Genomic DNA, 26840 nt, shown 5'->3' with positions numbered 1-26840 from the left:
CTGCGCCTGACACTGGATGAGGCCCGCACGTCCATCGTTGCCGCCACCCGCGCAATCGGACGGACGCTCTGGCCTGCGCGTCGCGGCGTGATGATGATGGCGGCCATGGGCGCCCTGGCGGCTTGCGAGCCTGTCGATACCTCGCTCGGGCGGTCCGCCCCCGCGATCAACACGTCTGCCCCTGTGCCTGTCGCACTTCTGGTGCCGCGCGGATCGGGTAATGCGAGCGACGAGGTTCTGGCACGTGCGCTTGAGAATGCGGCGCGGCTGGCGATTTCCGATCTGGGTGATGTCGCCATCGACCTGCGGGTCTATGGGACCGCGGGATCGGCGGCCACGACCCAGCAGGTCGCGCTTCAGGCGGTTGCCGACGGGGCCAGAATCATCTTGGGCCCGGTCTATGGTGAGAACGCGAACGCCGCCGCCGTGGCGGTGGCGTCGAGCGGGGTCAATGTGTTGGCCTTCTCGAACAACACCTCGATTGCCGGGGGCAACCTTTTCATTCTGGGACCGACGTTCGACAACACGGCAGACCGTCTGGCGCGCTATGCTGTGCGGCAAGGCAAGGGCCGCACCGTCGTTGTCTATTCCGAGGATGTGTCGGGCCGGGCCGGACGCGCCGCGGTCGAGGCCGCGCTGGCACGCAATGGCGGGACGGCCGTCGGTGCGATCAGCCACGAATTCTCGCAGAACGGCGTCGTTCAGGCCATTCCCCAGATCGTCAGCGCCGTGCGCAGCGGGGCGGCGGATTCGGTCTTCATGACCGCAGACACCGCGGGAGCCCTGCCGCTTCTGACCCAGCTTTTGCCCGAGGCGGGTATTTCGCCCGCGACGACCCAGTATATCGGACTGACCCGCTGGGATATTCCCAGCCAGACCATTGATCTTCCGGGTGTGCAGGGGGGCTGGTTCGCCCTGCCCGCCCCGGAGATGTCTGCACGATTCAGCAGCCGATATGAGGCCGCCTATGGCGAGAGCCCGCATCCGATCGGTGGTCTGGCCTATGATGGCATCGCGGCCATCGGCGCTTTGATCAGTTCGGGTCGAAGCGACGCGCTGAGCCGTGCATCGCTGACGCAAAGCGCAGGTTTTCAGGGCGTGAACGGCATTTTCCGGCTGCTCCCGGATGGAACGAACGAACGTGGTCTGGCCGTGGCCCAGATCCGCGACAGACAGGTGGTTGTGATTGACCCTGCCCCAAGAGCCTTTGGCGGTGCCGGATTCTGATCCGGCATCGGCCCTGAATCCCCAGACCCTGCCGCAGGCACCGGACGATCTGATCTGTCCGGCCTCGCAGATATTTGACGCAGGCTTAGTGGCCCGTGCCCTGCACGAGGCCACGGCGGGGCTGACCCCGGCACAGATGCGGGGGGCTGTCGTGCCTGTTCTGTCGCGAGCCTTGCAGGATGGGCGCACCGCCATTGCCGATGCGTTTGCGGCCCGCCCCTTCGATGCGCGTCCCGTCACCCGCGCCTATGCCTGGCTGACCGATTGCATCGTGGCCTGTGCGCAAGATGTGGCCATCCGGCAGGTTCATCCTCTGGAGCACCCTTCCACGAATGAGCGGATCGCGCTGATCGCCGTGGGCGGATATGGCCGGGGGGAAATGGCCCCGCAATCGGATGTGGATCTGCTGTTCCTCAGCCCGACACGGATCACGCCCTGGGCCGAGGCGGTGATCGAAACCATGCTCTACATCCTGTGGGATCTGCGTCTGAAGGTGGGGCATGCCAGCCGCACCGTGAAGGATTGCCTGCGTCTGGGGACCGAGGATTTCACGATCCGCACGGCCCTTCTGGAACACCGCTTTCTGGGCGGAGATGCCACCCTTGGAGCGGAACTGGACCGCCGCCTGAAGACCGATCTGTTCAAAAGCACGGCGCGGGATTTCATCGAGGCCAAGTTGTCAGAGCGTGACGCCCGCCACGAAAAGCAGGGTGGCCAGCGTTACATGGTCGAGCCGAACGTCAAGGAGGGCAAGGGCGGCCTGCGCGACCTGCAATCGTTGTTCTGGATCGCCAAGTATCTGCACGGCGTGCAGAACCCGGAAGAACTTGTGCGGATCAAGATGTTCCGCCCCGAGGAATACGCCACCTTCCAGAAGGCCGAGAATTTCCTTTGGGCGGTGCGCTGCCATCTGCATCTGATCACCGGGCGGCCTGCGGACCAGCTGACCTTTGACCTGCAGGTGCAGGTGGCCGAGCGCATGGGCTATGTCGACAAGGGCGGACGCCGCGCTGTCGAACATTTCATGCAGGACTATTTCCGCCACGCCACCTCGGTCGGGGATCTGACACGGATCTTCCTGACCAAGCTTGAGGCGCTGCATGTCAAATCCGGCCCGCTGCTGGAGCGGATCTTCCGGCGCACGCCGAAGGTAAAGCCCGGCTATCAGGTGATCCACAACCGTCTGGCGATCGAGAACGAGGCCGCCTTCCTCAAGGACAAGCTGAACCTCTTGCGTCTGTTCGAGGAAGCGTTGCGCACCGGCATGCTGATCCATCCGGATGCGATGCGCCTTGTCACGGCGAACCTGCATCTGATCGACGACGAACTGCGCACCACGCGCGAGGCGCAGCAGATCTTCATGGATCTGCTGCTGAAACACGGCAACCCGGAACGCGCGCTGCGTCGGATGAACGAGTTGGGGATGCTGGCCGCTTTCATTCCCGAATTCGAACCCATCGTGGCGATGATGCAGTTCAACATGTATCACAGCTATACGGTGGACGAGCATACGATCCAGTGCATCCGCAACCTTGCGCAGATCGAACGGGGCGAGCTGGTCGAGGAATTGCCGGTCGCCTCGGGCATCCTGAGGGCCGGGGTGAATCGCAAGGTTCTTTATATCGCGCTGTTGCTGCACGATATCGGCAAGGGCCGGACCGAGGATCATTCGGTCCTTGGCGCGCAGATCGCGCGTCGTGTTGCCCCCCGGCTGGGCCTGAACAAGGCCGATTCCGAAACCGTGGAATGGCTGGTGCGCTATCATCTTCTGATGTCGGACATGGCGCAGAAGCGCGACCTGTCGGACCCACGCACCTTGCGCGATTTCGCCAAGGCGGTGAAGACGCGCAAGCGTCTGGATCTGCTGACGGTGCTGACGGTCTGTGACATCCGCGGAGTCGGCCCGCAGACCTGGAACAACTGGAAGGCCATGTTGATCCGCCAGTTGCACCGCGAAACGACCCGCGCACTGGAACACGGGCTGGAGGATCTGAACCGCGAACATCGCGGGGCCGAGGCCAAATCCGCCCTGCGCGATGCGCTCAAAGGGTGGGACTCTGCCGCCCTCAAGACCGAGTTGGGGCGTCACTATCCGCCCTACTGGCAGGGTCTGGATACGCGGACGCAGGTCGTCTTTGCCAATATGCTGCGCGATCTGCCCGATGATGAGATCCGTATCGACCTTGTTCCTGACGAGGACCGCGACGCCACCCGCGCCTGTTTCGCGCTGTCGGACCATCCGGGCATCTTCTCTCGCCTTGCAGGGGCACTGGCGCTGGTGGGGGCGAATGTGGTGGATGCGCGCACCTACACGTCGAAAGACGGCTTCGCCACCGCCGTATTCTGGATTCAGGACGAGAGCGGCAGCCCCTATGACGCGACACGCCTGCCCCGCCTGCGGCAGATGATCGACAAGACCCTCAAGGGAGAGGTGGTCACGACCGAAGCGATCAAGAGCCGCGACAAGATCAAAAAGCGCGAGCGCGCCTTCCGCGTGGCCACGTCGATCACCTTCGACAACGAGGGATCCGAGATCTACACGATCATCGAAGTGGATACCCGCGACCGTCCCGGCCTCTTGTTCGACCTGACCCGCACGCTGGCCAATGCCAATGTCTATATCGCCAGCGCGGTTATCGCGACCTATGGCGAACAGGTGGTGGACACCTTCTATGTCAAAGACATGTTCGGGCTGAAGTTCCATTCCCTGCCCAAGCAGAAGGCGCTGGAACGCAAGCTGCGCGAGGCCATCGAGAAAGGCGTCGAGCGGGCCATTTCCTGATCCCGCGTTTCGCCCTCTTTCATGGGGGGCAAGCTTGGGATAGTCCTGCACAAGACGCAGCAAGGGGCCGCCTGTCATGAAACCCATCCGCCTGATCGCCGGCTTCATGACCGTGGGCCTGTGGACCCTGCTCAGCCGCGTGCTGGGGTTTGTGCGCGATGCGATGATCCTGGCCTATCTTGGCACCGGCCCCGCCTATGAGGCCTATGTCGTGGCTTTCCGCTTGCCCAATATGTTCCGCCGCTTCTTCGCCGAAGGCGCGTTCAACATGGCCTTCGTGCCGATGTTTTCCAAGAAATACGAGGCCGGAGAGGATGCGCAGGGCTTTGCGGAAACCGCCTTCGCAGGTCTGGCCTCGGTGCTTATCCTGCTGACGCTGGCGGCACAGGCTTTCATGCCGTGGATGATCTATGCTTTGGCCAGCGGCTTTGCAGGGCAGGAACAGTTCGCGTTGTCGGTTGAATTCGGGCGGATCGTCTTTCCCTATATCCTGTTCATCTCCTTGGCGGCGCTGCTGTCGGGCGTGTTGAACGCAACCGGCCGTTTCGCCGCCGCTGCGGCCGCGCCCGTGTTGCTGAACGTGATCCTCGTCGCTGCCATGGTGGGTGCCGCAACGATGGGGCTTGATGTGACCATGGCGCTGATCTGGGGCATCCCGGTGGCGGGTCTCGCGCAGCTGGCGCTGGTCTGGCATGCGGCGCGCCGCGCGGGCTTCACTCTGGCACCGCGTCGCCCCCGCTGGACACCCGAGATGAAACGCCTTGTCCGCATCGCCATTCCCGCGGCCTTGGCAGGAGGGGTGGTACAGGTCAACCTGTTGGTGGGTCAGCAGGTCGCGAGCTATTTCGACCGCGCCGTGGGCTGGCTTTATGCCGCGGACCGTCTGTATCAGTTGCCGTTGGGTGTCGTAGGTATCGCAATCGGCGTGGTGCTTCTGCCCGACCTCTCGCGCCGTCTGGCCGCAGGGGATGACGCGGGCGGGCGCAATGCGCTCAGCCGTGCGGCCGAAGTGTCGCTGGCCTTGACCATCCCCGCCGCCGTGGCGCTGGTGGCGGTGCCACTGCCGCTGGTTTCGGTGCTTTTCGAAAGAGGGGCGACCACTGCGGATGACAGCGCGGCGATTGCGATGGCCGTGGCGGTCTACGGCCTTGGCCTGCCCGCCTTCGTGATCCAGAAGATCCTGCAACCACTGTATTTCGCGCGCGAGGATACGCGCAGCCCGTTCCGCTATGCCGTGGTGGCGATGATCGTCAACGCGGCTATTGCCATCGGGCTGGCCCCGCTGATCGGCTGGATCGCCGCCGCCATCGCGACCACGCTCGCCGCATGGGTCATGGTCGCGCTGCTGGCACTCGGCACCCGGCCAATGGGGGACGTCGCCCGGTTCGATGCGCGGTTCCACGGCCGGATCTGGAGGATCATCGCAGCCTCGGTGGCGATGGGCGGGGTGCTGTGGGGCGCGATGGTGGTGATGACACCTTTCTTCGCCATGGCAGGCTGGCGCTATCTGGCGCTGCTTGGACTGATCCTGATCGGGATCATCAGCTATTTCGGGATCGGACAGATCATTGGTGCCTTCCGGCTGGGCGAATTCAAACGCGCATTTCAGCGCGGGGGAAGCGCCTGAGGACTCACGCCTCGGCCTGCGCCAGCATGGCGATGACATCCCTGTCTTCGACTTGCGCGAAATCGGTGTAATAGGCCCCGACCGCGCCGAAGGTCTCGGGTGCATGCAGACAGATCACATCATCTGCCAGAGCCTGCATCGCCTCAAGCGTCGCGGCCGGAGCCACAGGGACCGCCAGCACCACATGCGCCGCGCCTTGACGCCTGACCGCACGCAGGGCCACACGCATGGTCGCCCCTGTCGCGATCCCGTCATCCACGATGATCGCCGTGCACCCGGCCAGAGGCAACGGCTTGCGTCCGGCCATATACAGCGCGCGGCGGCGCGTGATCTCGGCCAGTTCCGGCTCTGCCAGCCTGACCACGTCAAGGCGGTCCAACCCGGTCATGCGGGCAATGTCGTCGTTCATCTCCAGATCGGGGCGTTCGCCATCGACCACGGCCCCCAGCGCCACCTCGGGCTGCCCCGGCACACCGATCTTGCGCACCATCACCAGATCGAGCGGTGCCCGCAATGCGCGCGCCACTTCCAGCGCGACGGGCACTCCGCCGCGTGGCAGGGCAAGTACCACCGGAGCGGGCCAGTCCCGTCCCGCCATCGCCTGCCCCAACTGTTCTCCTGCTTCCGTCCGATCCGCAAACCGCATCGCGCAGCTCCCAGCCGGTCACAGCCCCCAGCCGGGGCTGTCTCATCTGCCATCAGACTACCTGATTCTGTTTCTTCTTGCTTCAAATATCCCCGCGCGGAGCGCATCCGCCCTCGCCGCAGGTGCCTCAGTCGTGGCGGATCTTTCTCCGCAGCCGCGCGAACCCGCCGGGGCTGACGGCAAAGGACAGGGCAAAGCCGAAGGCAAATCCCGCCAGATCGGCGATCCAGTCTCGGCTGCCGCCGAACAGGATGCCGAAGACAAGCTGGATTCCCATCAGAAAGGCGATCAGCGTGAAGGCGCGGATCTGCGGACCGCCCTCCAGCCCCAACCTGAGCCAGAGCAGATAGGTAAAAGCACCGATCAGGCCGTAGACGCCCGGAAAGGCCCCGACCAGAGGCACCGCTGATACCGCCAGCACGCCATAGATCAGCGCCCCACCGATAGAGGCCCCGAAGAACACGGCCAGCACAGCCCAGCCGCGGAACACCTCGCTCACGAATTTGCCCAACGCGAGCACCATCACGCCTGCAAAAAGCGCATGGGTGAAGCCCGCATGAATGAAAGGATAGGTGATGAAGCGCAGCAGATGTTCCGGCGGCCAGCGATTGTTGGCCAGCATCCACTGGAAGATCTCGGCCGAAAAGGCATAGCCCTGCATGGCGCCCAGCCTCCACCCGATGGCCTGCGGACCGCCGATGATACCCTGTGCCCCAAGGCTGAACATCGCCTCGATCGCCATGATGATCACGAACAGCGCGACCACGACGGGGGGCAGCGGGTTCACGGGGCTGATGTTGGGGCCGTCTTGATGCCGGGGATCGGGATACATGATGGACCTTTGCTTGACGGGGCTATGGGGCATGGGTAAGCCAGCCGCACCCATAAATCCAGACGGAGATGTCATCATGGCGGATGCGGTCCACACGCAGTCCAACCCGAACGCGGGATTTACCCCGCGCGTCTTCTCGGGGATCCAGCCCTCGGGCGGGCTGACCCTTGGCAATTATCTGGGCGCGATCAAGCGTTTCGTCCAGATGCAGGACAGCGGAACCCCCACGATCTATTGCGTGGTCGACATGCATGCCATCACCGTCTGGCAAGACCCCGCCGCCCTGCGCCGTCAGACGCGCGAGTTAACCGCTGGCTATATTGCGGCCGGTCTGGATCCGTCCAAATCGATCCTGTTCAACCAAAGCCAGGTGCCCGAGCACGCGCAACTGGCGTGGATCTTCAACTGCGTGGCGCGGATGGGATGGATGGGTCGCATGACCCAGTGGAAGGACAAGGCGGGCAAGAACGCGGAAAATGCCTCGCTTGGCCTGTTCGCTTACCCTGCGCTGATGGCCGCTGACATTCTTCTGTATCATGCCACGCATGTGCCTGTGGGCGAGGATCAGAAACAGCATCTGGAACTGACCCGCGACGTGGCGGCCAAGTTCAACCATGACTACGGCGTGGATTTCTTCCCCATCACCGAACCCGTGATCGAAGGTGCCGCCACCCGCGTCATGTCGCTGCGGGACGGGTCGAAAAAGATGTCGAAGTCCGACCCCTCGGATGCCTCCCGCATCAACATGACCGATGACGCCGACACGATCGCCAAGAAAATCCGCAAGGCCAAGACTGACCCGGATGCTCTGCCCTCCGAAGCCGCAGGTCTGGAAGGTCGCGCGGATGCCCGCAACCTTGTGAACATCTATGCCGCCCTGTCCGACAGTACGGTGGATGCGGTGCTGCGCGATGTGGGCGGCAAGCAGTTTTCCGAGTTCAAGCCGATGCTGGCCGATCTGGCGGTAGCGAAGCTTTCGCCCATCTCGACCGAAATGGCGCGGCTGATGCAGGAGCCTGACGAGATTGACCGCATCCTTGGCGACGGCGCACGGCGCGCGCGTGAGATTGCAAGTCCGATCCTGCAACGGACCTATGACATCGTGGGGATGATCCGAAGCTGATGACCCAAGGGGCGATCCGCTGGCTGGCGCGACTTGTGCTGACCAGCCTGATGATCGCGTCACTGGTGCTGGCGGGGGTCAACCTTGCGACACTGGCCCGCGCGCCGGCGGGCGCCGCTTTTGTCGAGCGCAGCACCGCCGGGATTGAGGCCGCGACCGAGCGGGCTCTGTTGGTCCATGCCACGCCTGATACCATCACGACCCGGCTGACCAGCCTGCTGACCGAGGAGCCGCGCAACTGGTTTGCCATCGAGGCGGTCGAGTCATTGGCAGCAGAGCGTGCCTTGTCCCTGCCCGTCGACCTGCGGCACAAGCGCGCCGCGGCGTGGGAGCAGGACAACGGCTTCTGGCAGAGCGCGGGGGAGTGCGCGCGGTGCGCCTGGGATGCCCGGACATGTGAGTTGTCGACCATCCTGATGTGCCGTGCCCCGGTTGATCTGTCTCCTTTGGGCGATCTCGCCGGGGTGATCCGGGGCGGGCTTGCCTATCTGGCCGGCCGGGACGTAGACGAGGTGGATGTGATCCTGTCCGCCATCGGCTTGACAGCTGTGGCGCTGGCGGTCTGGACAGGCGGAAGCAGTCTTGCAATCAAGGCGGGCGCGGGTCTGGGAAAACTGGCGAAATCCATCAACCGCCTGCCCGACGCCGTGACCCGTCCACTGGTCCGCGCCTTCCGCGAGGGGGTGGAGTGGAACGGGATTGCACGCGTGCGCAGCTTGGACGATCTGCCGCGCCTCTATCGCCCGGAGATCATGCGCCCCGCCGTCATCATTGCCGAAGATGCGGGGCATCTGGTCAGCAGGACGTCGATCCTCGGTGCGCTCCATCTGATGAGGTATGTGGATGACCCTGCTGATCTGTCGCGGATGGCCCGCGCCTCGGATGCGCTGGGGCCGCGCATGGTCGGCACCATCGAAGTGCTTGGGAAAAGCCGTCTGATGCGGCTGACGATGCGTGTCGCGGACGAGGTCTGGCTGGTGGCTACGGGCCTGATCGGCGCACTGGCGGCGCTGTTGGGACTGCTGCAATCGGCGCTGAGCACCGGCCTTCTGCGCCTGATCCGGCGACTGGCACAAGCGCCGAGCAGCCGATAGAGCGCGCCACATGATGCAGGTCAATCCAGAGCGGCGCGTGATCTGATAGGCTATGCCCCTCAACAAAGGGGAAGATCATGGCGAGAGAAGCAGGAAAATCCGCGCGAACCGCATGGCAACCCTCCGTCGAAAGCTTGCCTGCCGTCATACCCGTGTCCAATCCCGTCACGAAGGGGAGGACCAAACCCGTTCACCCGCATCAGAACCTTGACCGCAGCGTGATGGCAGCGATGGCGCGTGTGACGGGGGGTGTTTCGCCCCATGCCGTCGCAGACGCATGGACGGACTGGTGGCTGCACATGGCGCGTGCACCGGGCCGACAGTTGGAATTGATCGAGCGCGCGCAACAAAGTGGCCTCAAGCTGATGAGCCACGCCCTAAATGCCACGAGCGGCAAGATCGAGCCTGCGCCTTTCACACCCAAGGCTCATGATACGCGCTGGACCCATTCCGATTGGGCCAAACCTCCCTTTAGCCTGTGGCAACAGGGTTTTCTGGCAATGCAGGACTGGTGGGACCATGCGACCGACGATCTGCGCGGGCTTCGCCACAAAAGCGCGGAACGCACCGGTTTCATGATGCGGCAATTGCTGGATACCGTCTCGCCCTCGAACTTTCCGGGCATGAACCCCGAGATCATTGCCAAGACGCTTGAGACCAGCGGCCGCAATCTGGCCGAGGGGGCAGCGCATTTCGCGACGGACGCGGTGCAGACACTGACGCAAAGCCGCCGCGAGATCCCCGCGGCCTTTGCTTTGGGCGAGCATCTTGCCTGCACCCCTGGCAAGGTCGTCTATCGCAACGACATCATGGAGCTGATCCAGTATAGCCCGCAGACCGAAACCGTGCACCCCGAGCCGGTGTTGATCGTGCCGGCCTGGATCATGAAATATTACATCCTTGATCTGTCACCGGACAATTCGCTGATCAACTGGCTGGTCGGTCAGGGACATACCGTCTTTTGCATCTCATGGTGCAATCCGACCGCCGATCAGGCCGATCTGTCTTTGGAGGATTACCGAAAGCGTGGTGTCATGGCCGCGCTTGAGGCGATCAACGCCATCGTGCCAGAGCAGAAAATCCATGCCAACGGCTACTGCCTGGGCGGCACGATGCTGGCCATCGCGGCAGCGACCATGGCGCGGGACGGGGATGATCGCCTTGCCTCGGTCACGCTGATGGCGGCACAGGTCGATTTCGTGGAAGCGGGCGAATTGTTGCTGTTTCTGGACGAAAGCCAGGTGGCATATCTTGAGGACATGATGTGGGAGCAGGGCTATCTGGACCGTCCCCAGATGGCGCGGACCTTTGCCGCGATCCGGTCCGAGGACCTGATCTATACCCGCGCCGTACGGCGGTATTTTCTGGGGGTCGAGGATTTGCCCTCGGACATCACCGTCTGGAACGGCGACACGACGCGGATGCCCGCGCGGATGCATTCGGAATATCTGCGCGGCATTTTCCTTGAGAACCGCATCACGGCCGGACGCTTTGCCGTCGAGGGGAAGGTGATCGCCCTCAAGGATATCGCGGTGCCCATGTTTGTGGTGGCGACCGAAACCGATCACATCGCGCCGTGGCGCTCGGTCTACAAGACGCAACTGTTCACCGACAATGACCTGACCTTCGTGCTGACGAAGGGGGGCCATAACGGTGGCATTCTGAGCGAACCCGGCCACAAGGGACGACATTACCGCATCAGCCACCGCCGCGCCGGGGCGCGCTATCTTGGGCCGGACAGCTGGATCGCCGGCCATGACCCACAGCCAGGCTCGTGGTGGGAGGAGTGGGGCTGCTGGTTGGCTGCGCAGAGCAGTGACAAGGCACGACCGCCCCGGATGGGGGCGACCGAGAAAGGGTATCCCCCGATTTGTGATGCACCGGGGACCTATATCCATCAGACCTGAGGGACAGTCGATCCGGTGGCGGATCGATCAGATCAGGCGAACCTGCGTTCCAACCTTTGCAAAGCCGAAAAGTTCTTCGATGTGATCGTTGTATAGTCCGATGCATCCATCCGACGAAGCGCGCCCGATCTTGCGCGTGTCATGGGTGCCATGGATCAGGTAATACTGCCAGCTAAGGTAAAGCGCATGGGTCCCCAGCGGGTTTTCCGGCCCCGCGGCAATCGTCACCGGCAGGCTGGGATCGCGTTCGCGCATCGAAGGGGTCGGCGTCCATGTCGGCCCAATGCGGGTGCGTACAATCTTTGTGTATCCCAATCGGGTCAGGTCATCACTTGCGGGAACCGAACTGGGATAGAGGCGGTAGATGCTTTCATCCTCGGACCAGAAATGCACCGCGCGCGAGCGGGTGTCGGCCAGAATCACGCCATTCTCCAGCGAGTCGAAATGGTCCTGCCAGCGCACCATGCGGAAAGAGGACAGGTTGTTGCGCACACCCGCACTATCGGGACGCTCCTGCGGCTCTTGCGCCGCGCCTGCCCGTCCGGCCAGAAGGCTTGCCACCCCCCCTGCCAGAAGTGTGCGCCTGCTCCAATTGTCTGCCATCTTGCCTCCTTCGGGTCTGCTCGACCCCGGTCTGTCAACATTCATTTTGCGCCAATGCCCTGTGGCGCGTTGTTCGGCCCAAAAACCCTATCCGGGACACATGCTCAAATCACGATGTCTTGTGATGCGCGTCATCTGCGCCGCTGCACAGCACCAGTGCAGCCATCCGCCTTAACGCAGCTTGCCGAAAAGCGCATATTGGCAGCACGAAGGAGACTCTGCCATGACAAGCTATACCGCCCATCCAGAAACCCGCATCGGGCATGTCCATCTGAAGGTGTCAGACCTAGAACGTTCCATCGCGTTTTACCGCGATGTCATGGGGTTCGAACTGCAACAGCGCTATGGCGATCAGGCCGCTTTCCTGTCTGCCGGAGGGTATCACCACCATATCGGCCTGAACACATGGGAAAGTCGCGGGGGCAAGCCGGCACCACACGGCCACACCGGGCTTTACCACACCGCCTTTCTCTACCCCGACCGGGCATCACTCGGGGCAGCGTTGGCGCAGGTTCTGGCGGCAGGTGTCGAGCTGGACGGCGCGGCTGATCACGGCGTGTCGGAGGCGGTCTATTTCCGCGATCCTGACGGCAACGGGATCGAGATCTATCGCGACCGCGCAGCTCAGGACTGGCCACGCGATGCCTCAGGCGAGTTGTCGATGGTCAATCGCCGGCTTGATCTGGCAGCCCTGCTGGCCGAGGGGGCCGCACAGGGAGATTGATGAGAAGATCATGAGGTGGGCCCTGCTGTCCTGATCCTTTGGTGCCGATCCGGCCCAGAAATTGCGCCCTCCGCGTCACGAAAATGACACCCGACCCTGTCAATCTGGATTTACCACGTCGATGGTGAGGATGCGGTTCATCCCGTCGCAGCCCTCGTGCATTAAGGGTGACCAGTAATGCTGTATTTCCAGCCTTTCAGGGAAGACGTGTACCAACTGTATTTGAGTAGCTGCCAGCCCGGCCCGGATCTTCCGGGTCGGGTTTTTCATGGCAAACCTGCATTTGGTCTGCCGGTCGTGCGGTGCGGATTTCCTGACTTTACCCTGTGAGCGGTTCCGGTGCAGGGTAAGTCAGGAGATGCCTGCCGGGCAATCCATGACGCGGGTATGGCGGCGCAAGGAACAGGGTCGCGATGCATATCAAAAGCAAGAATGCCGTGATCGGCGAGGCGCTGGAGGATTGGCGCGACCGTGGGCTTCTGGACACGGACACCGCCCTGCGTCTGCGCGCCGATCTGGACCGCGGCGGGCAAAGCTTCAGCTTCAACGCCTTTGTGATCACCGCCGGGGTCGTCTGCCTTTGCTTTGCCGCCATGACCTTCGTGGCGGCCAACTGGGACCAGATGAGCCGGCTGACACGGCTGATGCTGGTGGTGCTGGCGCTGTGGACAGCCTGGGGTGCCGCCCTTTGGACAGGGCTGCGCGGGCTGCATTGGTGGCACCAGGGGTCGATGCTGCTGGCCTGCGGCATGTTTGGCGCAGGCATCATGCTGGTCAGCCAAATCTATCATATCCAAGGCAATGCCGCCGATGCGGTCTGGCTCTGGGCTGTGGGAACCATGCTGGGCGCAGCGCTGACACGCGGCAGGATGGTGCTTGTGCTGGCCATCGGGTTATTCGCAGTCTGGCACGGGATGCAGATTGAAGGGTTTAGGCCGGACAGTGACCTGAACATGCCCTATCTGGGCTGGTGGGGGGCCGGGGCCATGCTCGCGCTGTGGCTCCAAAGCCGGATCGCGGCCCACATGACCGTTCTGGCCCTGTGTTTCTGGCTGATCAGCGCGCTGACCACTGTCGCGTCACCCGTGCTGGCTGCATTGATCCTTGGCGGTCTGGCCCTGACGGCGATATCGGGGATGCTGGCCTCGTTGTCGGGCCCCCGACTCCTGCGCGGGTTCGAGGGCGCAGCTCTGGCCTATGCCGTGCTGATGCTTGGTATCGTCACATTCTACCTGACACTCAGCCTGACCGAGGCGGGTTTTCGCGACCCGTTCGAGACCGAGACAGACCCGCACGGCTGGATCATCCCGACCCTGTTGCTGATCCCGTCGCTGGCTCTGGCGATGTTGGGTCAGTTCCGCCGCTGGGCATTGCTCTATGATCTGTGGGTGACTGTGGCCGCGGGCGTGCTGATCCTTGGCATGCATCTGGTGTTCCCCTTGCCTCTTCTGCCCGAAGCCTTGCTTCTGGCCGTCTTCATCTGGGTGACGCGCATGGGCTGGCGGCTGGACCAACGCAGTCTTCGGGTCATCGGCATGGGAGGTTTTATTCTGGCCTTGCTGATGGTCTACGGCGTGACCGTGGGCACGCTGATCGGCACTAGCGGTTTCTATCTTGGCGCAGGTGTGATCCTGCTGGGTGGAGCCTGGGTGGCGACGCGGCTGGATCCGAAACGAAAGACCGGATCATGACGCGCGTCGCTCCCCCGTCCAGACCGGCGGCCCGGTGGCTGATCCCAGGGATCGTTGCCGTTGCCCTGTTGCAAACCGCCGCTCTGGGAAAGATGGTGACAGATCGTGCCGCCCTGTTGCGCGATGGGTTCGAGGTGGTGCTGGAAACAGGCGCCATCGACCCGCGCGATTTGTTCCGCGGGCATTACGCCATCCTGAACCTTGCGATCACGCGCCTGGACAAAGGTGACGTGACCGTCGATCCCGCGCTTGCAAGCGGTGCCCCCGTCTATGTCACCCTGACCGCAGGCGAGGATGGCTACTGGCAGGCGCAGGGGCTGTTCGCGGCGCCTCCCGACAGCACCACGCCGGTCCTAAAAGGTGTTTTCGAATATGAGATCGACCAGCAGTTGATCCTGAGCTTTCCTTTCGACCGCTATTTTGCGCCCGAAGACCGCGCCCTCGAGCTTGAGGCGCTGGACCGGGCCGACCGCATGGGCGTGATCCTTGCTCTGGACGGCAAGGGAAATGGCGCCATCAAGGGCCTGATGATCGACGGCACATTGGTCTATGAGGAACCTCTTTTCTGACGGGCCGCGATCCGCGCTTTACCCTTCGGTGCGGGCTGGTAAAGTCGCAGGCTCACGGCAAGAGGACAGACCATGGCGACCGGCACCGACATCCGCACCTATTTCAATGGACAGTGGCATGATGGCGATGTCCCGATCATGCGCGCGGCGGATCACGGTGCATGGCTGGGCAGCACCGTGTTTGACGGCGCGCGCTATGTGGGCGGCATGGCCCCTGACCTTGAGGCGCATTGCGCCCGCGTGAACCGTTCGGCCGAAGCGCTGATGATCACACCGACGGTAGCTACGCAGGAGATGGTCGGGATCGTGCGCGAAGGACTGGCCGCCTATCCCAAGGATGCCGCTGTCTACATCCGGCCGATGTATTGGGGGATCGACGGCGATCCAACCGCGATCATCCCCTCGCCCGACCGGACCGGATTCGCGATCTGCCTTGAGGCGATCCCGATGCCGCCCGAGGGCGCGACGACCACCTTGACGCGCACGCGCTTTCGCCGCCCCGTGCTGGAAAGCGCAGTGGTCAATGCCAAGGCGGGCTGTCTTTATCCCAATAACGCGCGGATGCTGGCCGAGGCGCGGGCCAAGGGATTCGGCAATGCGCTGGTGGCCGATGCCATGGGCAATGTGGCCGAAACCGCCACGGCCAATGTGTTCATGGTCAAGGACGGCGTGGTTTTCACCCCCATCCCCAACGGCACCTTTCTGGCGGGCATCACTCGCGCGCGGCATATGGCCAACCTGCGCGCTGATGGCGTGGACGTGCGTGAGGCGGTGCTGACATTCGAGGATTTCCACACTGCGGACGAGGTCTTTCTGTCAGGCAACATGAGCAAGGTGACACCTGTCACGGCCTTTGACGACACGACCTATGCGGTGGGTCCGATCACACAGCGCGCGCGGCAGCTTTACTGGGACTGGGCGGCGACGGCCGGGTGACCTTGCGGCGTTCCGGCGGCGGCGGCCTTGCCTGCGCTCCGTGCGGGGATATTTGAGGCAAGACGAAATGCAAGGTCAGGATGGCGCGCCAACAGTTGCGCGCCTCTGCGCCATGGGCCATGATTGTGCCCAAGGGAGAATGCAGAATGCGCAAGTTTCTGGTCGTGCTGGATGACAGCCGCGAATGTCTGAACGCGATGCGCTTTGCCGCAATGCGGGCCGCGCGAACCGGCGGCGGGGTCGAGATCCTGTCAGTGATCCCGCCTGAGGAGTTCAACCACTGGATCGGCGTGGGCGACATCATGCGCGAAGAGGCGCGGGAGCGTATCCATGCCCATTTCGAGGTCTTTGCCAAATGGATGCGGGACAAGCAGGGGGTGGACCCCGAGCTTGTGATACGCGAGGGCGAACCTGTGACCGAAATTCTGGCCCAGATCAGCGAGGATAATGACATCGGTGTTCTGGTGCTTGGGGCGGGAACCGACAAGGGTGGCCCCGGACCGCTGGTCACGCAGTTGACGCGCAGCGCAGGCACACTGTCGGTGCCCATCACCATCGTGCCGGGGGACCTGTCCAAGGAGCGGCTGGAAGCCATCACCTGACGCAGAAAGACGGGCAAGGGTTTCCCCCTGCCCGCCTGTTTCACTGACCGAAATCAGGCGCGGTTCGTGCGCGCCGCTCCACGATGGCGCAGGAAGGCCCAGATGCGCGGGCCGAAAACCGCAAGGATCGCGATGGCATAGATCGCAAGCGCGATCTTGGAGGTGACAAGAAAACTCCAGTCACCGCGATTGATCATCAGGCCCCGCCGCAGTTGCTCCTCCGCCAAGGGTCCGAGAATTGCTCCCACCAATGCCGGCGCCAGCGGATAACCGAAGCGGCGCATCAGAAAGCCGACCAGACCGAAACCCAGAAGCAGGATCAAGGCAAAGGCCGAGCCCTGTGCCCCGACGATGCCCAGCGTGGCAAAGGTCAGGATCCCGGCATAAAGCCATGGGCGCGGAATGGTCAGCAGCTTCACCCAGATGCCGATGAAGGGCACGTTCAGCACCACCAGCATCAGGTTGGCGATGAACAGGCTGGCAACCAGACCCCAGACCAGTTCGGCATTGTTGGTGAACAGCAAAGGTCCCGGTTGTAGACCGTATTGCTGGAACCCCGCCAACATCATCGCCGCCGTGGCCGAGGTCGGCAGCCCCAGCGTCAGCAGAGGAATCAGCGTGCCTGCGGCCGAGGCGTTGTTGGCGGCCTCAGGCCCGGCCACACCCTCGATGGCGCCGCGCCCCTCGTCGAAATCCCGCCGCCCCTCGCCCGTGGCCAGCCGTTTCTCGGTGGTGTAGGACAGGAAAGTCGGGATTTCCGCACCGCCCGTAGGCAGAGGGCCGAACAGGAAACCCAGCCCGGTGCCCCGGATATAGGGGCGGATGCAGCGTTTCAGATCGGTCCAGTTCAGCCAGACCGAGCCCTTGACTGCTTCGGCCTTGGTCTTGTGGTTGATATGTTGCGAGGCAAGGAACATCGTCTCGCCAATCGCGAACAGGCCCACGGCGACGATGGCGATCGAGATGTTGTCGCTCATTTCCGGCACGCCGAAGGCCAGACGCACCTGCCCGGTCAGCTTGTCCGTGCCGACCAGACCGATGGTCAGGCCGATGAAAAGCGCCGTCAGGCCGCGCGTGACCGATCCACCGAAAGCCGCCGAAACGGTCATGAAGGACAGCACCATCAGCGCGAAATACTCCGCCGTCCCGAAAGACAGGGCCACCGCAACCATCAGCGGTGCGATCAGGGCAAGGCCCATGGTGGCGAAGGTGCCGCCGAAGAACGAGCCGATGGCCGCCGCCCCCAGCGCCTTGCCACCCGCGCCGCGTTTGGCCATGCGGTTGCCCTCAACCGCCGTCATGATCGAGGCCGTCTCGCCCGGTGTGTTGAGCAGGATCGACGAGATCGCGCCGCCATACATGCCGCCATAGTAGATGCCTGCAAACATGATCATCGAGCCGGTGGCACCGAAAGACAGGCTGACCGGCAGAAGCAGTGCCACTGTCAAAGCAGGCCCGATCCCCGGCATCACGCCCACGGCGGTGCCCAGCATCACGCCAAGCAGCGCGAACATCAGGTTCATGGGTTGAGCAGCCGTAGCCAGACCGTCGAGAAGAAGAACGAATGTATCCATGATGTCCTACCGCAGAAGAAGGTCGATGCTGCGCTCCAGCGGGCCGTTCGGCAGGGCAAGGCCCAGACCATAACGGAACAACAGAAACAGCAGGGTGGACATGACCGCGCCGATGGCGAAGTTCAGCAGATGGGTGGTCTGGCCAAAGGCACGCGCGGAAAAGGCGAACAGCACTGTCGAGGCGGCGATGAAGCCGGTTCCTGCGAACAGCATGATGATTTCGGTGACGATGGCCGCGACGATCCAGAACAGACCGGAATAGTTCAGACGCGCCCGCGCTTCGAACCCGCCACGCCATGCGATCACGGCTGTGAACCCCGCCAGAACAACGATGCCGAAGGCGATGATGTAGGGGAAAATCTCGGGGCCGAATTGCGCGTAAGAGCGGCGGACCGGATAGCTTGAGGCGTCGCCATAGATCACGAGGGCCAGCGCGAACAGACCCGCCGCGATCCCCAGACCGGCAAGGTCACGCAGACCGCTGCCCTGACCCACCTCATCCTCGCCGTGCAGCCGCACCTCGGGCGCGGATTGATCGGCGGACAGCCGGGTTTCCCCGGCTGTCTCTTGTCTGTCGGCGGGCATCACTCTGCGATCCCGAGGTCTTTCAGGATCTCGCCCGTCGCCGCGATTTCCTGCTCCAGATAGGCGGCGAAATCGTCGCCGGCGAGGAACGTGTTGACCCAGCCCTTGGTCGCCAGCGCCTCGGCCCATGTGTCCGAGGCGGCCATGGTTTCGATGGTGCCCAGAAGCGTCGCCTTCTGCTCGTCCGTGATGCCCGGAGCTGCGGCGATCATGCGCCAGTTCTGCACTTCGACATCAAATCCCTGTTCAGTGAAGGTAGGCGCGTCCAGATAGTCCTGACGTTCGGGAGCGGTGATGCCGATGACCTTGAGGGCACCCGCTTCGATCTGGGCTGAAAACTCCGAGAAACCAGAGACACCGACGCTCACCTGACCGCCAAGGATCGCGGCCAATGCCTCGCCGCCACCAGCGTAGGGGATGTAGTTGATCTCCTCCGGAGCGACACCCGCCGCCTTGGCGAACTGACCGGCGGCGATGTGATCGACACCGCCTGCGGAACCACCGGCCCAAGTGACTGCACCGACATCTTCGCGCAGGGCATTGGCCAGATCCTCGGCCGTGTTGATCGGGCTGTCTGCGTTGGCGACAACCACCACATATTCACCGGTCAGACGTGCCAGCGGCGTGATGTCGGACAAACCGACGGGCGAGGCATTCGCGATGATAGCCCCCACCATCACATAGCCGCCCACGATGGTGGCCGTGGGATCGCCGCTGGAGCGGTTGACGAATTGCTGCAGGCCGATGGTGCCACCCGCACCTGCCACGTTCTCGACCTGAATATTGGCCACCAGCCCTTCGGTTTGCAGCGTGGACTGGATGGTGCGCGCGGTCTGGTCCCAACCGCCGCCGGGGCCTGCCGGGGCCATGATCTTGAGTTCCGACATCTGGGCGAATGCCGTGGGGGCCAGCAGCGTGGCCGAGATGAGTGCTGCGATACCAAGTTTCTTCATGATGTCCTCCCGTGACAATCTGTGCGGCGCGATGGCCGAAAGTGGACAGGGAAGGATGGGGTTCAGTCTGTCACGGGATGGGCCAAAGCGCGGCGTGAGCCCAAGGGCAGCACCAAACGCGCGGCTTTCTCCCTGCCTGCAGAGGAACCGGACACCTCCCATGTCCAGCATGGACCGAGAATAGCCGTGTTTCCTGTCATGGTCCTGTCATGGGCAGATCTGGCGGCACAGGTGCCGGATCAGGGCGCACCGGGCGAGACAATTTCGCGCCATGTCGCCAGAAAGCGGCTGCGGCGTTGCGGGTCGAGTGCCACCATCAGGACCGGACCAAGGGCGATGGGCTGAATGGTGCCACGTCCCATGGCCGAGATCCGTTCCTGCGTCCAATAGCCCTGCGCCGCGGGCATCACCGCACCCAAGGCTGCCTGGCCTGCGGCGACGGATTGCCCCGCAGGCGACAGGGCGAAATCCACAAAAGCGCGTGCCAGATCGGCGTTTGCCGCCTTGCGCGGGATCACCATCGTCCGGGTCAGAACCAGCACATAGTCATCCGGCACGATGATCCCGATGGGCGCGCCTGCCGCCTGCCTTGCAAAGGCATAGGAGCCAAGCACGTTGTAACCCAGCGCCAGATCGCCCGCCGCCACGCGATCAAGGATCGCAGGGCTGGAATCGCTTAGCCATGCCCCCACCCGCCCGAAGGCCGCCGCAAGACGCCAGAATTGCGATGAGATCTGCTGATCCTGCGCTGCGAGCAGATAGCCCACACCGCTGCGCGAGATGTCATAGGTGGCGATGCGCCCCCGGAACCTGTCCGGATCACGTTCCAGCATCTCGGCCAGTTCCAGATGGCTGCGCGGCTGCGTACCGGGGGGAAGCCATGCAGGGCTGTAGATGATGACCGCGGGTTCGTAGGTGAAGCCGATCACCTCGTCGCGCCAACTGGCCCAGGGCGGCAGACTGTCACTCCAGTTCGACGTATGGGCCAGCGCATGGCCATCATTGGCCAGTTTCAGTTGCAGATCCGAGGCCGAACTGATCAGCAGATCCGGAGCTACGGGCAGATTGCCGGCCAGAAACCCCTCGTAAAGGGCGATACTGTCGGTCTCGACATAGGTCACGGCGACTGAAGGGTTCTGCGCCTGAAAGGCGGTGATGAAACCCGCGAAAAGCTGCGTGTCAGTGGTGCCCGCGATATGCAGCCGCCGCGTTTCGGGCTGGTGCGACGGGTAGACGAGAGGTTCATTGGCCACTGACAGGTCAGGCATAAACAGCAGTGTGCCCAGCAGCACCATCGTGCGGCCCGCGCGGTTTCGTTTTTGTGCCGCTGCCGCATGGGTTTGCATCGGAAGTTCCAGCACGACGCGCAGACCGCCCCCCACCCGATCCGACAGGGTCAAGGTGCCGCCATGTGTCTGCGCCACCCGGCTTGCGATATCCAGACCCAGCCCCGAGCCGACCGTGTCCTCGTCTGTTGTGCCCCGCACGAAACGCTGGATCACGCGCGGCTTGTCAGCGTCGGGAATGCCGGGGCCACGATCCAGCACCGAAAGGACGATCCGGCCAGCTTGTGACAGGCGAAGGTCAATCTCGACAGGTCCGTCGGAATAGATCAGCGCATTGCCGATCACGTTGGCCAACGCTTCGCGCAGGGCGATCCTGTCACCCTGCACAACGGCGGTCTCGGCCCCCGCCGCGAAGGTCACAGACACCCGTGGTGCCAGATCAGGATCAAGCCGGCCGACCACCTCTTCGACAACCGCAGCCACCGAAAGCGGACGCGTTTCGCTCTTATCCATCCGATGCGAGATCGTGGCATCCATCAAGAGCTGTGACACCAGATGGCTGGATTGCACCGCCAGCGTGTTGATCCGCGCGACCCTTGCGCGCAAACGGGCCTCGTCCGGTTCGGTCAAGGCCATGTCAGATTGTGCCCTGAGCGCCGCCAGCGGGTTACGCACCTGATGCGCGGCCTCGGCCACCAGTTCGCCCATGCGACCCATGGACACGCCCAACCGGGCCATGAAGCCATTCAACCCCTCGACCAGACGCTGCACCTCGATGGGAACCGGCACATCCAGTGGCGACAGATCATCGGGGCGGCGCTGCCGCAAGGCACGGTCTATCGTGGCCAGCGGCGCGAAGGCCCGTCCGATCACGACCCAGACCATGCCAAGGGCCAGAAGGGTCAGCACCGCCACCGGCACAAGCGCATTGCGCTGGATCTCGGTCGCAAGCGTCGTCCGGGCGCCCCGCGTTTCGGCCACGCGCACGGTGACCCAGCCGGTTTCCTCGGCGGTCGAGATCAGGCGGCCGACGGTCACCAACCGCACGTCCTCACCGTTATGGGCGGTGTCGGCGAATTGCGGCACGGTCGAGGCGGCCAGAGGCGCGTCGCGCGCAAGATCGGAATAACCTGTCACATGCGCGCCGTCCGGGCCTAGCACGCTGTAGAAAACCCGTTCCTGCCCCGAAACCATGGCAAAGGCCGCCACCGGCAGTTCCAATGCCACCGCCCCATCTTCGACCTGCACCGCCCCCGCGATGGAAAGGGCCGAGGCTGACAGAAGCCGGTCAAAGGCGCGATCCGCCGCCTGAAAGGCATAGTCGCGGATGAATGTGATCAGCAGCGCCGCTGCCATCAGCAGCATGACCGCCGCCAGCACCAGAATACGGCGGCGCAACGACAGTGACGAAGACCTAGACCCGGTCATCCCGGCCATTCTCCCCGGTTCTGCCATCCCGCGCCAGATAACCCACCCCCCGCACCGTCACGATGTCGACCCCGGCCCCGGCGATCTTGCGCCGCACACGCGAGACCAGCAGTTCCAGTGCGTTTTCGGACCCGCCATCCTCCAGATCGAAAAGCCGCGACATCAGACGCTCGCGCGTGACCACCCGCCCGGCCATCCCCATCTGGGTTTCCAGCAGGCGAAACTCGCGCAGGCCCAGATCGACCAGACGCCCTTCCAACCAGAGAACCTTGCCCGCAGGTTCCAGTTCCAGCAGCCCCAGTTCCAGCCGAGAGGCCACATGCCCGGCTGGACGCCGCGTCAGGGCGCGCAACCGCGCCTCAAGCTCTCGCATGTCGAAGGGTTTGACCAGGTAATCGTCCGCCCCCTGATCCAGAAGGCTGACCTTGTCGTCGATTTCTGCCTTGGCGGTGATGACCAGCACCGGCAGATCGCGTCGGTTGCGTCTGAGTTGCCTCAGGATGGTCAACCCGTCCGCTTCCGGCAGGGTCAGATCAAGAATGATCGCGTCGGGCTCGTCCAGCAAGACCTCGTCCAGAACGCCCTGACCATCGGTATTCCATGTGACCAGATGACCGGCCGCACGCAGGCGACGCTCGATCGCCTCACCCAGATCGTGATTATCCTCGACCAGCATGATGTTCATGAGACCCATGCAAACAACAGCCCGGTGCAGTTGTATAGTGCGAACTGTACCTGACTGACCGTTGCGCCTTGGACACACACAACCTAAGGACGGCTCATCTCTCTTAAGATACCGCCATTTACGAGATCTTGCCTCATTTTTGCTCTGATTCCCGGATTGAAATGTTCCCAGACCATAACGGCACGGGACAGCGCCGGATGATCAAGAAGGACAGAAGAATGAGCGCAGGATTTGTCGCATTGATCGTATACCTTGCCATCGCCTTTGTGGCGATGCTGGCTTTTTGCCGTGCCGCAGCGCGCGGTGATCGACCGATGGACAAACAGCGCGCCGCGTGACTGTTGCAGCAGGGTGCCTGGACGTTCTGTTCGGACATCCATGCGGCGACCTCAATCCCGCCCACCGCATCCCCCGCAGCACCTTCGGCGGATTGACGCGACTGTGACCGTTACCCGGCACAAGTGACGTGCCGCCATATCCAGAAGGCATGGCGCATCAGGTTGACTCCAAACTGTGATCCAGAGGTAACCCGCAGAGGTCGAAGCACTGATGACCGCGTGGACGTCACGGGCAACCCGATTGCCCGGCGTGAGACTCTGAAAAGTGGATTGCAGCAAGTCGACCTGACAAGAGCCGAGTAGCCACTGTCTGTCCGGGAAAGCGCTCTCTACGGGCGCTCAGATACTCCCTTCGAGTCGATCAGCGATTGCCTCTTGAAACTGCAAGCACTTAAAGTCCATCGACGCTCGGCGAGACCCACCTAACCCATTGATTTATAACAAGTGATCTCAACGCTCGCTCAGCCATTTGTCCACTATGAAAGCATTACTTGTCCACTCGTCGTTTTCGCGCAGCACCCGCCTCGGATAGAGATCTTGGCGTCTGAAACAGAAAAAGCCGCCCCTCGGGGCGGCCTTGTCTTTTCGTTGAATCTGCGCAGCTTAAAGTTAAGCGTCAGCTCGGCAGGGCCTTCTCGACGTCCGAAAGCCGGTAGATATCAGCCCCGACCTGGTTCCATGTGAGAACAGGCTTCACCCTGACCTCCTTCAGCGAGGCCTTCAGTTCTTTGATCCCGACACCGCGCATTTGAGCGACGCGTGCAATCGTCGCAAAACGTTCTGCGAAAGCTGCGACGCTTTCGGGAAGGAAGCGCGTTATCGTGACGTCAGTGCTGACGCCGGTGATTTCGACGAGAGCAAGCGACACCTCCTCCCGATGATGACCCACAACTGCCCACCCGGTATCGACATTGAGGTTCGCGGCGGAGAAAGCAGCGGATGCTGTCATTCCGACGAGCCGCGCGCTGGAGACAGCTTTGACCTCCTCTGAGCTAACCCGCAGTCCTTCGATGCCGGGAAGACCGTCGAGGCGCACAACGTTCGAAAGCATTTTGGCACAGATGAGCTGCACGACGCACACAGCGGGGATCTTGGCTTTTTCGGCCGCTTTCGAAACTGTCACCAGACCCTCTGCGTCTTCTTTGCATGTCGAGTTCGCTTCAAGAGAAGCAACAAGAGCATCGACATCTTTCCCATCGACGCCTTTCTGGAGCTTACCGTGGATGCCAGGAGATCCATAATACACCGGGGTCAACAGCCTTTCATCGCAGAATTGCTCTACCAAAGGCCGGGTGCATCCCATGGCTTTGGTCAGATCTTTCATCTTAACGATCCGGCTCACGCGAGCGGCCACCTCCCGCCCGACGCTAACCGGGATGGCAAAATGCGACGCCGCCCGATCGGGAATGATGCCTTCCCCGACGAGAACATTGTAGAGGCGCCGTGTGTCGTGACCGGACTCATTCGCCAGTGACGCCACGGTGTGCAGACGGCGCTCCGGCAGGACCTGACCAAGGACTTTCGTGCCAGCAGGCATCGCCATGTTGGAAAAGATGAACTCCCGCGTGATGCGCGCGATGTCACCTGGGTCCTTCAAGGATTTCGAGTGCGCCAGTGCGTTATAGAAGCACCCGAAGGTCGCGCGAGTCCCCGGCGATCCTTTCGCGTCCGTCAACTTGTCAAACTGAAGCTGCAACGCCTCAATGATACCCGCCTCGCCTCGTGCAGTGTAGGCATAGCCGACGCGACCAGCTTGGTCCCAGTCGTCCTGAGACAGCTTAGGCAGAAGTTGCGACGGTCCGAACTCAAGCAGGACGCCCAACAGCTCCGTAGCCCGGACTGCCTGATCCAAGCTCTGCGCATCCAACCACTGAGGGCCCTGATCCCCTTCCAACCGACCCAGAGCGTAATCTTGAAGCGGCGACGGCGCACGGCATGCCGACACCGTTGCGAGGTGTTTCAGCGCTTCCCCCTTCGCCGAGACAATGTGATCCAAAGAGCGAAGATGGTCGTTCCAGGCTGCCTTGGTCCTGTGCTTGAGGGCAATGTTGTGCACGGGACAGGTGCGCACCACAGCCAGGCTCCAGTGCCAGCGCGAACGGCGAGCCCCTGCTCTGTCATCATCATGCAGGCAGGCCGGGCAGTAGACGATCTTCGGACTGGAAAGAAACTCGGCAGTGACAATCTCACCGCGAAAATCATAGGCGCGATCACCCAGCGGAACGGCAACACTCCGGCGAAGAGTTTTCTCGGGAACACCGGAAATCTCGGAAAGGCGAGCCAGTGCAACCGGTTTGTTCGAAGCCAGATCAAGAGGCTTGATGCCGAGATCTGCGACGATGTCCGTCAGTGCACGCCCGGTGTGGAAACGGCTCATGCGGCACGCATACGAAATCGGGGTTTCATCGGTGCAAAACGGGAGGAAAGGAACCAGCATCTCAGCGCCCCCCCTTCTGGCTGGCAACTTTATTCTGACCGAGATCAATCTGCGCCCAGTTTTTCGCGAGAAAGACGTTTCCGCCCATCACGCAGCCCTCCTGACGCGCCCACGCCGTTGCGAAGTGGCGCATCTCAAGGTCACTCGCGCAATCCTGAGCGGCAACCTCGAGGGCCGCCAGAATGTTCTCGATGAAGCGTCCGAAGCGGCCACGGCTTGCATGCACCAAGCGGCCGAGCAGGTCGGCCCCTACAGGCGCGCTCATCCCCACCTCGGCGCAAAGGACGCGCACGATCTGCGAGAGTAACTTTTCGTCTGCGACCGCAGAAATCGAGGCAAGCGGCATCTTGGCGTAGCGCCGGTTCACCTGTTCGTCGCAAGACGTGAGTGCCCAGAGCGTGTCAATCCCACTCAGGATGACGCTTACGGCGCCGCGTCCCTGCATGATATTCTTCAGCGCTTTCTGTGTATCTTGGACCTGGACCGGTGCGGCACTACCGAAGAGATCATGTGCCTCGTCGATCCACAGGAACACAACACCCAGGAGTTGCAGGCGGTGCCGAACCATCTGCCAGATTTCTTGTTCGGAGTTCCTCCGAGAGACATCCTCGTATCCGCTTGCCAAAAGGATCGCGATGCCGAGGCTCTTCGTGGTCGCGGGGCTGGGCGCGAGGACCTTCAGCCAGGGGCGATGATCGTCATGTTTCGGTTGCAGCAACGGGTGACGGGACAGCCCTTGCTCGATGAGCGAGGATTTTCCACCTCCAGCCGCTTCGATGACGGCCAGACCTTTCGCATCCCCCGTGCCGGCATCCTTCCGCGGCGTGGCAATCGCGATGCCGCTCGCGTCTCGGGCGAACAAACGGTCCAGCTGAAGCCGAAAGTCCTGATCGCGTTTCGTGGGGATATACTTCCGTGCTGCCCGATCCACGGCTGCGAGCAGATGGTCAGGGGTCATAATCATGGTTGTCATCGTTTACTTGTCCCAAAGTTTCAAAATGTCCTCATCATCCTCGTCTCCGCCTGAGGCGGCAGGATGATGTGCGGACGAACATTGGAACGACGCTTTGCGCATTTCGCGGAATTTGGGCAGTGATTTCGCGTGATCTCGGGCACGCGTTTCACGGCATCGCGGGCAGCCATTTCACGCCCTCGGGCAGGCTGGCCAACGGGTTTCATAGAGTCAGGGCT

22 protein-coding genes are annotated in these 26840 nt (G+C 62.8%); 11 read left to right on the top strand and 11 right to left on the bottom strand.

The window, feature by feature from the left end:
* Positions 1–90 precede the first annotated feature (90 nt).
* From PVW27_RS08320 to murJ, 3 genes are all read left to right on the top strand, one after another.
* Positions 91–1227: a penicillin-binding protein activator gene (locus tag PVW27_RS08320; protein ID WP_274557025.1), complete on the top strand. Its 1137-nt coding sequence runs from the start codon at positions 91–93 to the stop codon at positions 1225–1227.
* Complete coding sequence (locus PVW27_RS08315) at positions 1187–4009, top strand: [protein-PII] uridylyltransferase (RefSeq protein WP_432762068.1); 2823 nt, start codon at positions 1187–1189, stop codon at positions 4007–4009. The genes PVW27_RS08320 and PVW27_RS08315 overlap by 41 nt, the downstream gene beginning before the upstream one ends.
* Positions 4010–4085: 76 nt before the next feature.
* Positions 4086–5636 carry a murein biosynthesis integral membrane protein MurJ gene (murJ, locus tag PVW27_RS08310; protein WP_274556780.1) on the top strand — a complete coding sequence of 517 codons (1551 nt, stop codon included), beginning with the start codon at positions 4086–4088 and terminating at the stop codon, positions 5634–5636.
* A 4-nt stretch (positions 5637–5640) separates the two neighbouring features.
* Here murJ and PVW27_RS08305 read toward each other — a convergent pair whose 3' ends face one another.
* Together PVW27_RS08305 and PVW27_RS08300 are read right to left on the bottom strand one after the other, a co-directional pair.
* The gene (locus PVW27_RS08305) at positions 5641–6282 is read right to left on the bottom strand and encodes a phosphoribosyltransferase (RefSeq protein WP_274556779.1); all 642 of its coding nucleotides are present in this window, start codon (positions 6280–6282) and stop codon (positions 5641–5643) included.
* 127 nt (positions 6283–6409) lie between these two features.
* Positions 6410–7114 carry a rhomboid family intramembrane serine protease gene (locus tag PVW27_RS08300; protein ID WP_274556777.1) on the bottom strand — a complete coding sequence of 235 codons (705 nt, stop codon included), beginning with the start codon at positions 7112–7114 and terminating at the stop codon, positions 6410–6412.
* Between the two features lie 76 nt (positions 7115–7190).
* Here PVW27_RS08300 and trpS point away from each other — a divergent pair, with 76 nt between their 5' ends.
* From trpS to PVW27_RS08285, 3 genes are all read left to right on the top strand, one after another.
* The gene (trpS, locus tag PVW27_RS08295) at positions 7191–8237 is read left to right on the top strand and encodes a tryptophan--tRNA ligase (RefSeq protein ID WP_274556775.1); all 1047 of its coding nucleotides are present in this window, start codon (positions 7191–7193) and stop codon (positions 8235–8237) included.
* Positions 8237–9331: a hypothetical protein gene (locus tag PVW27_RS08290; RefSeq protein WP_274556774.1), complete on the top strand. Its 1095-nt coding sequence runs from the start codon at positions 8237–8239 to the stop codon at positions 9329–9331. Before trpS ends, PVW27_RS08290 begins: the two co-directional genes overlap by 1 nt.
* Before the next feature lie 77 nt (positions 9332–9408).
* The gene (locus PVW27_RS08285) at positions 9409–11238 is read left to right on the top strand and encodes a PHA/PHB synthase family protein (RefSeq protein ID WP_274556772.1); all 1830 of its coding nucleotides are present in this window, start codon (positions 9409–9411) and stop codon (positions 11236–11238) included.
* Between the two features lie 27 nt (positions 11239–11265).
* Here the strand turns inward: PVW27_RS08285 and PVW27_RS08280 are convergent, their stop codons facing one another.
* Positions 11266–11841: a L,D-transpeptidase gene (locus PVW27_RS08280; protein ID WP_274556770.1), complete on the bottom strand. Its 576-nt coding sequence runs from the start codon at positions 11839–11841 to the stop codon at positions 11266–11268.
* Positions 11842–12064: 223 nt separating this feature from the next.
* Here PVW27_RS08280 and PVW27_RS08275 point away from each other — a divergent pair, with 223 nt between their 5' ends.
* The gene (locus tag PVW27_RS08275) at positions 12065–12565 is read left to right on the top strand and encodes a VOC family protein (protein ID WP_274556768.1); all 501 of its coding nucleotides are present in this window, start codon (positions 12065–12067) and stop codon (positions 12563–12565) included.
* Positions 12566–12664: 99 nt separating this feature from the next.
* On the opposite strand, the gene PVW27_RS08270 is transcribed toward PVW27_RS08275, so the two are convergent.
* Positions 12665–12835, bottom strand: a complete 171-nt coding sequence (locus tag PVW27_RS08270; RefSeq protein ID WP_274556766.1) for a hypothetical protein — start codon at positions 12833–12835, stop codon at positions 12665–12667.
* Positions 12836–12978: 143 nt separating this feature from the next.
* On the opposite strand from PVW27_RS08270, the gene PVW27_RS08265 reads away from it, so the two are divergent.
* The 4 genes from PVW27_RS08265 to PVW27_RS08250 all read left to right on the top strand — a co-directional run bounded on the left by PVW27_RS08265 (position 12979) and on the right by PVW27_RS08250 (position 16363).
* Positions 12979–14256, top strand: a complete 1278-nt coding sequence (locus PVW27_RS08265) for a DUF2157 domain-containing protein (protein WP_274556765.1) — start codon at positions 12979–12981, stop codon at positions 14254–14256.
* Positions 14253–14825: a GDYXXLXY domain-containing protein gene (locus PVW27_RS08260; protein WP_274556763.1), complete on the top strand. Its 573-nt coding sequence runs from the start codon at positions 14253–14255 to the stop codon at positions 14823–14825. Before PVW27_RS08265 ends, PVW27_RS08260 begins: the two co-directional genes overlap by 4 nt.
* Positions 14826–14897: 72 nt before the next feature.
* Positions 14898–15761: a branched-chain amino acid aminotransferase gene (locus PVW27_RS08255; RefSeq protein ID WP_274556761.1), complete on the top strand. Its 864-nt coding sequence runs from the start codon at positions 14898–14900 to the stop codon at positions 15759–15761.
* Between the two features lie 146 nt (positions 15762–15907).
* On the top strand, positions 15908–16363 hold the full coding sequence (locus PVW27_RS08250) for a universal stress protein (protein WP_274556759.1): 456 nt from the start codon (positions 15908–15910) through the stop codon (positions 16361–16363).
* Between the two features lie 53 nt (positions 16364–16416).
* On the opposite strand, the gene PVW27_RS08245 is transcribed toward PVW27_RS08250, so the two are convergent.
* From PVW27_RS08245 to PVW27_RS08215, 7 genes are all read right to left on the bottom strand, one after another.
* The gene (locus PVW27_RS08245; RefSeq protein WP_274556758.1) at positions 16417–17937 is read right to left on the bottom strand and encodes a tripartite tricarboxylate transporter permease; all 1521 of its coding nucleotides are present in this window, start codon (positions 17935–17937) and stop codon (positions 16417–16419) included.
* Positions 17938–17943: 6 nt separating this feature from the next.
* A complete protein-coding gene (locus tag PVW27_RS08240; RefSeq protein ID WP_274556756.1) occupies positions 17944–18522 on the bottom strand; it encodes a tripartite tricarboxylate transporter TctB family protein in 579 nt (192 codons plus the stop codon).
* Positions 18522–19475 (bottom strand): Bug family tripartite tricarboxylate transporter substrate binding protein, encoded by a 954-nt coding sequence (locus tag PVW27_RS08235; protein ID WP_274556754.1) that lies wholly within the window; start codon positions 19473–19475, stop codon positions 18522–18524. The genes PVW27_RS08240 and PVW27_RS08235 overlap by 1 nt, the downstream gene beginning before the upstream one ends.
* A gap of 239 nt (positions 19476–19714) precedes the next feature.
* Positions 19715–22198 carry a sensor histidine kinase gene (locus PVW27_RS08230; RefSeq protein ID WP_274556753.1) on the bottom strand — a complete coding sequence of 828 codons (2484 nt, stop codon included), beginning with the start codon at positions 22196–22198 and terminating at the stop codon, positions 19715–19717.
* Complete coding sequence (locus PVW27_RS08225) at positions 22176–22883, bottom strand: response regulator transcription factor (protein WP_274556751.1); 708 nt, start codon at positions 22881–22883, stop codon at positions 22176–22178. The genes PVW27_RS08230 and PVW27_RS08225 overlap by 23 nt, the downstream gene beginning before the upstream one ends.
* A gap of 945 nt (positions 22884–23828) precedes the next feature.
* The gene (locus PVW27_RS08220; protein WP_274556749.1) at positions 23829–25649 is read right to left on the bottom strand and encodes a TniQ family protein; all 1821 of its coding nucleotides are present in this window, start codon (positions 25647–25649) and stop codon (positions 23829–23831) included.
* 1 nt (position 25650) lies between these two features.
* Positions 25651–26622 (bottom strand): TniB family NTP-binding protein, encoded by a 972-nt coding sequence (locus tag PVW27_RS08215; protein ID WP_274556747.1) that lies wholly within the window; start codon positions 26620–26622, stop codon positions 25651–25653.
* Positions 26623–26840: the final 218 nt, after the last annotated feature.

This window comes from Seohaeicola sp. 4SK31, assembly GCF_028802875.1.
GTDB lineage: Bacteria > Pseudomonadota > Alphaproteobacteria > Rhodobacterales > Rhodobacteraceae > Seohaeicola.
The sequence above is the reverse complement of the archived record's forward strand: the minus strand, read 5'-3'. Positions and strand labels throughout refer to the sequence as shown.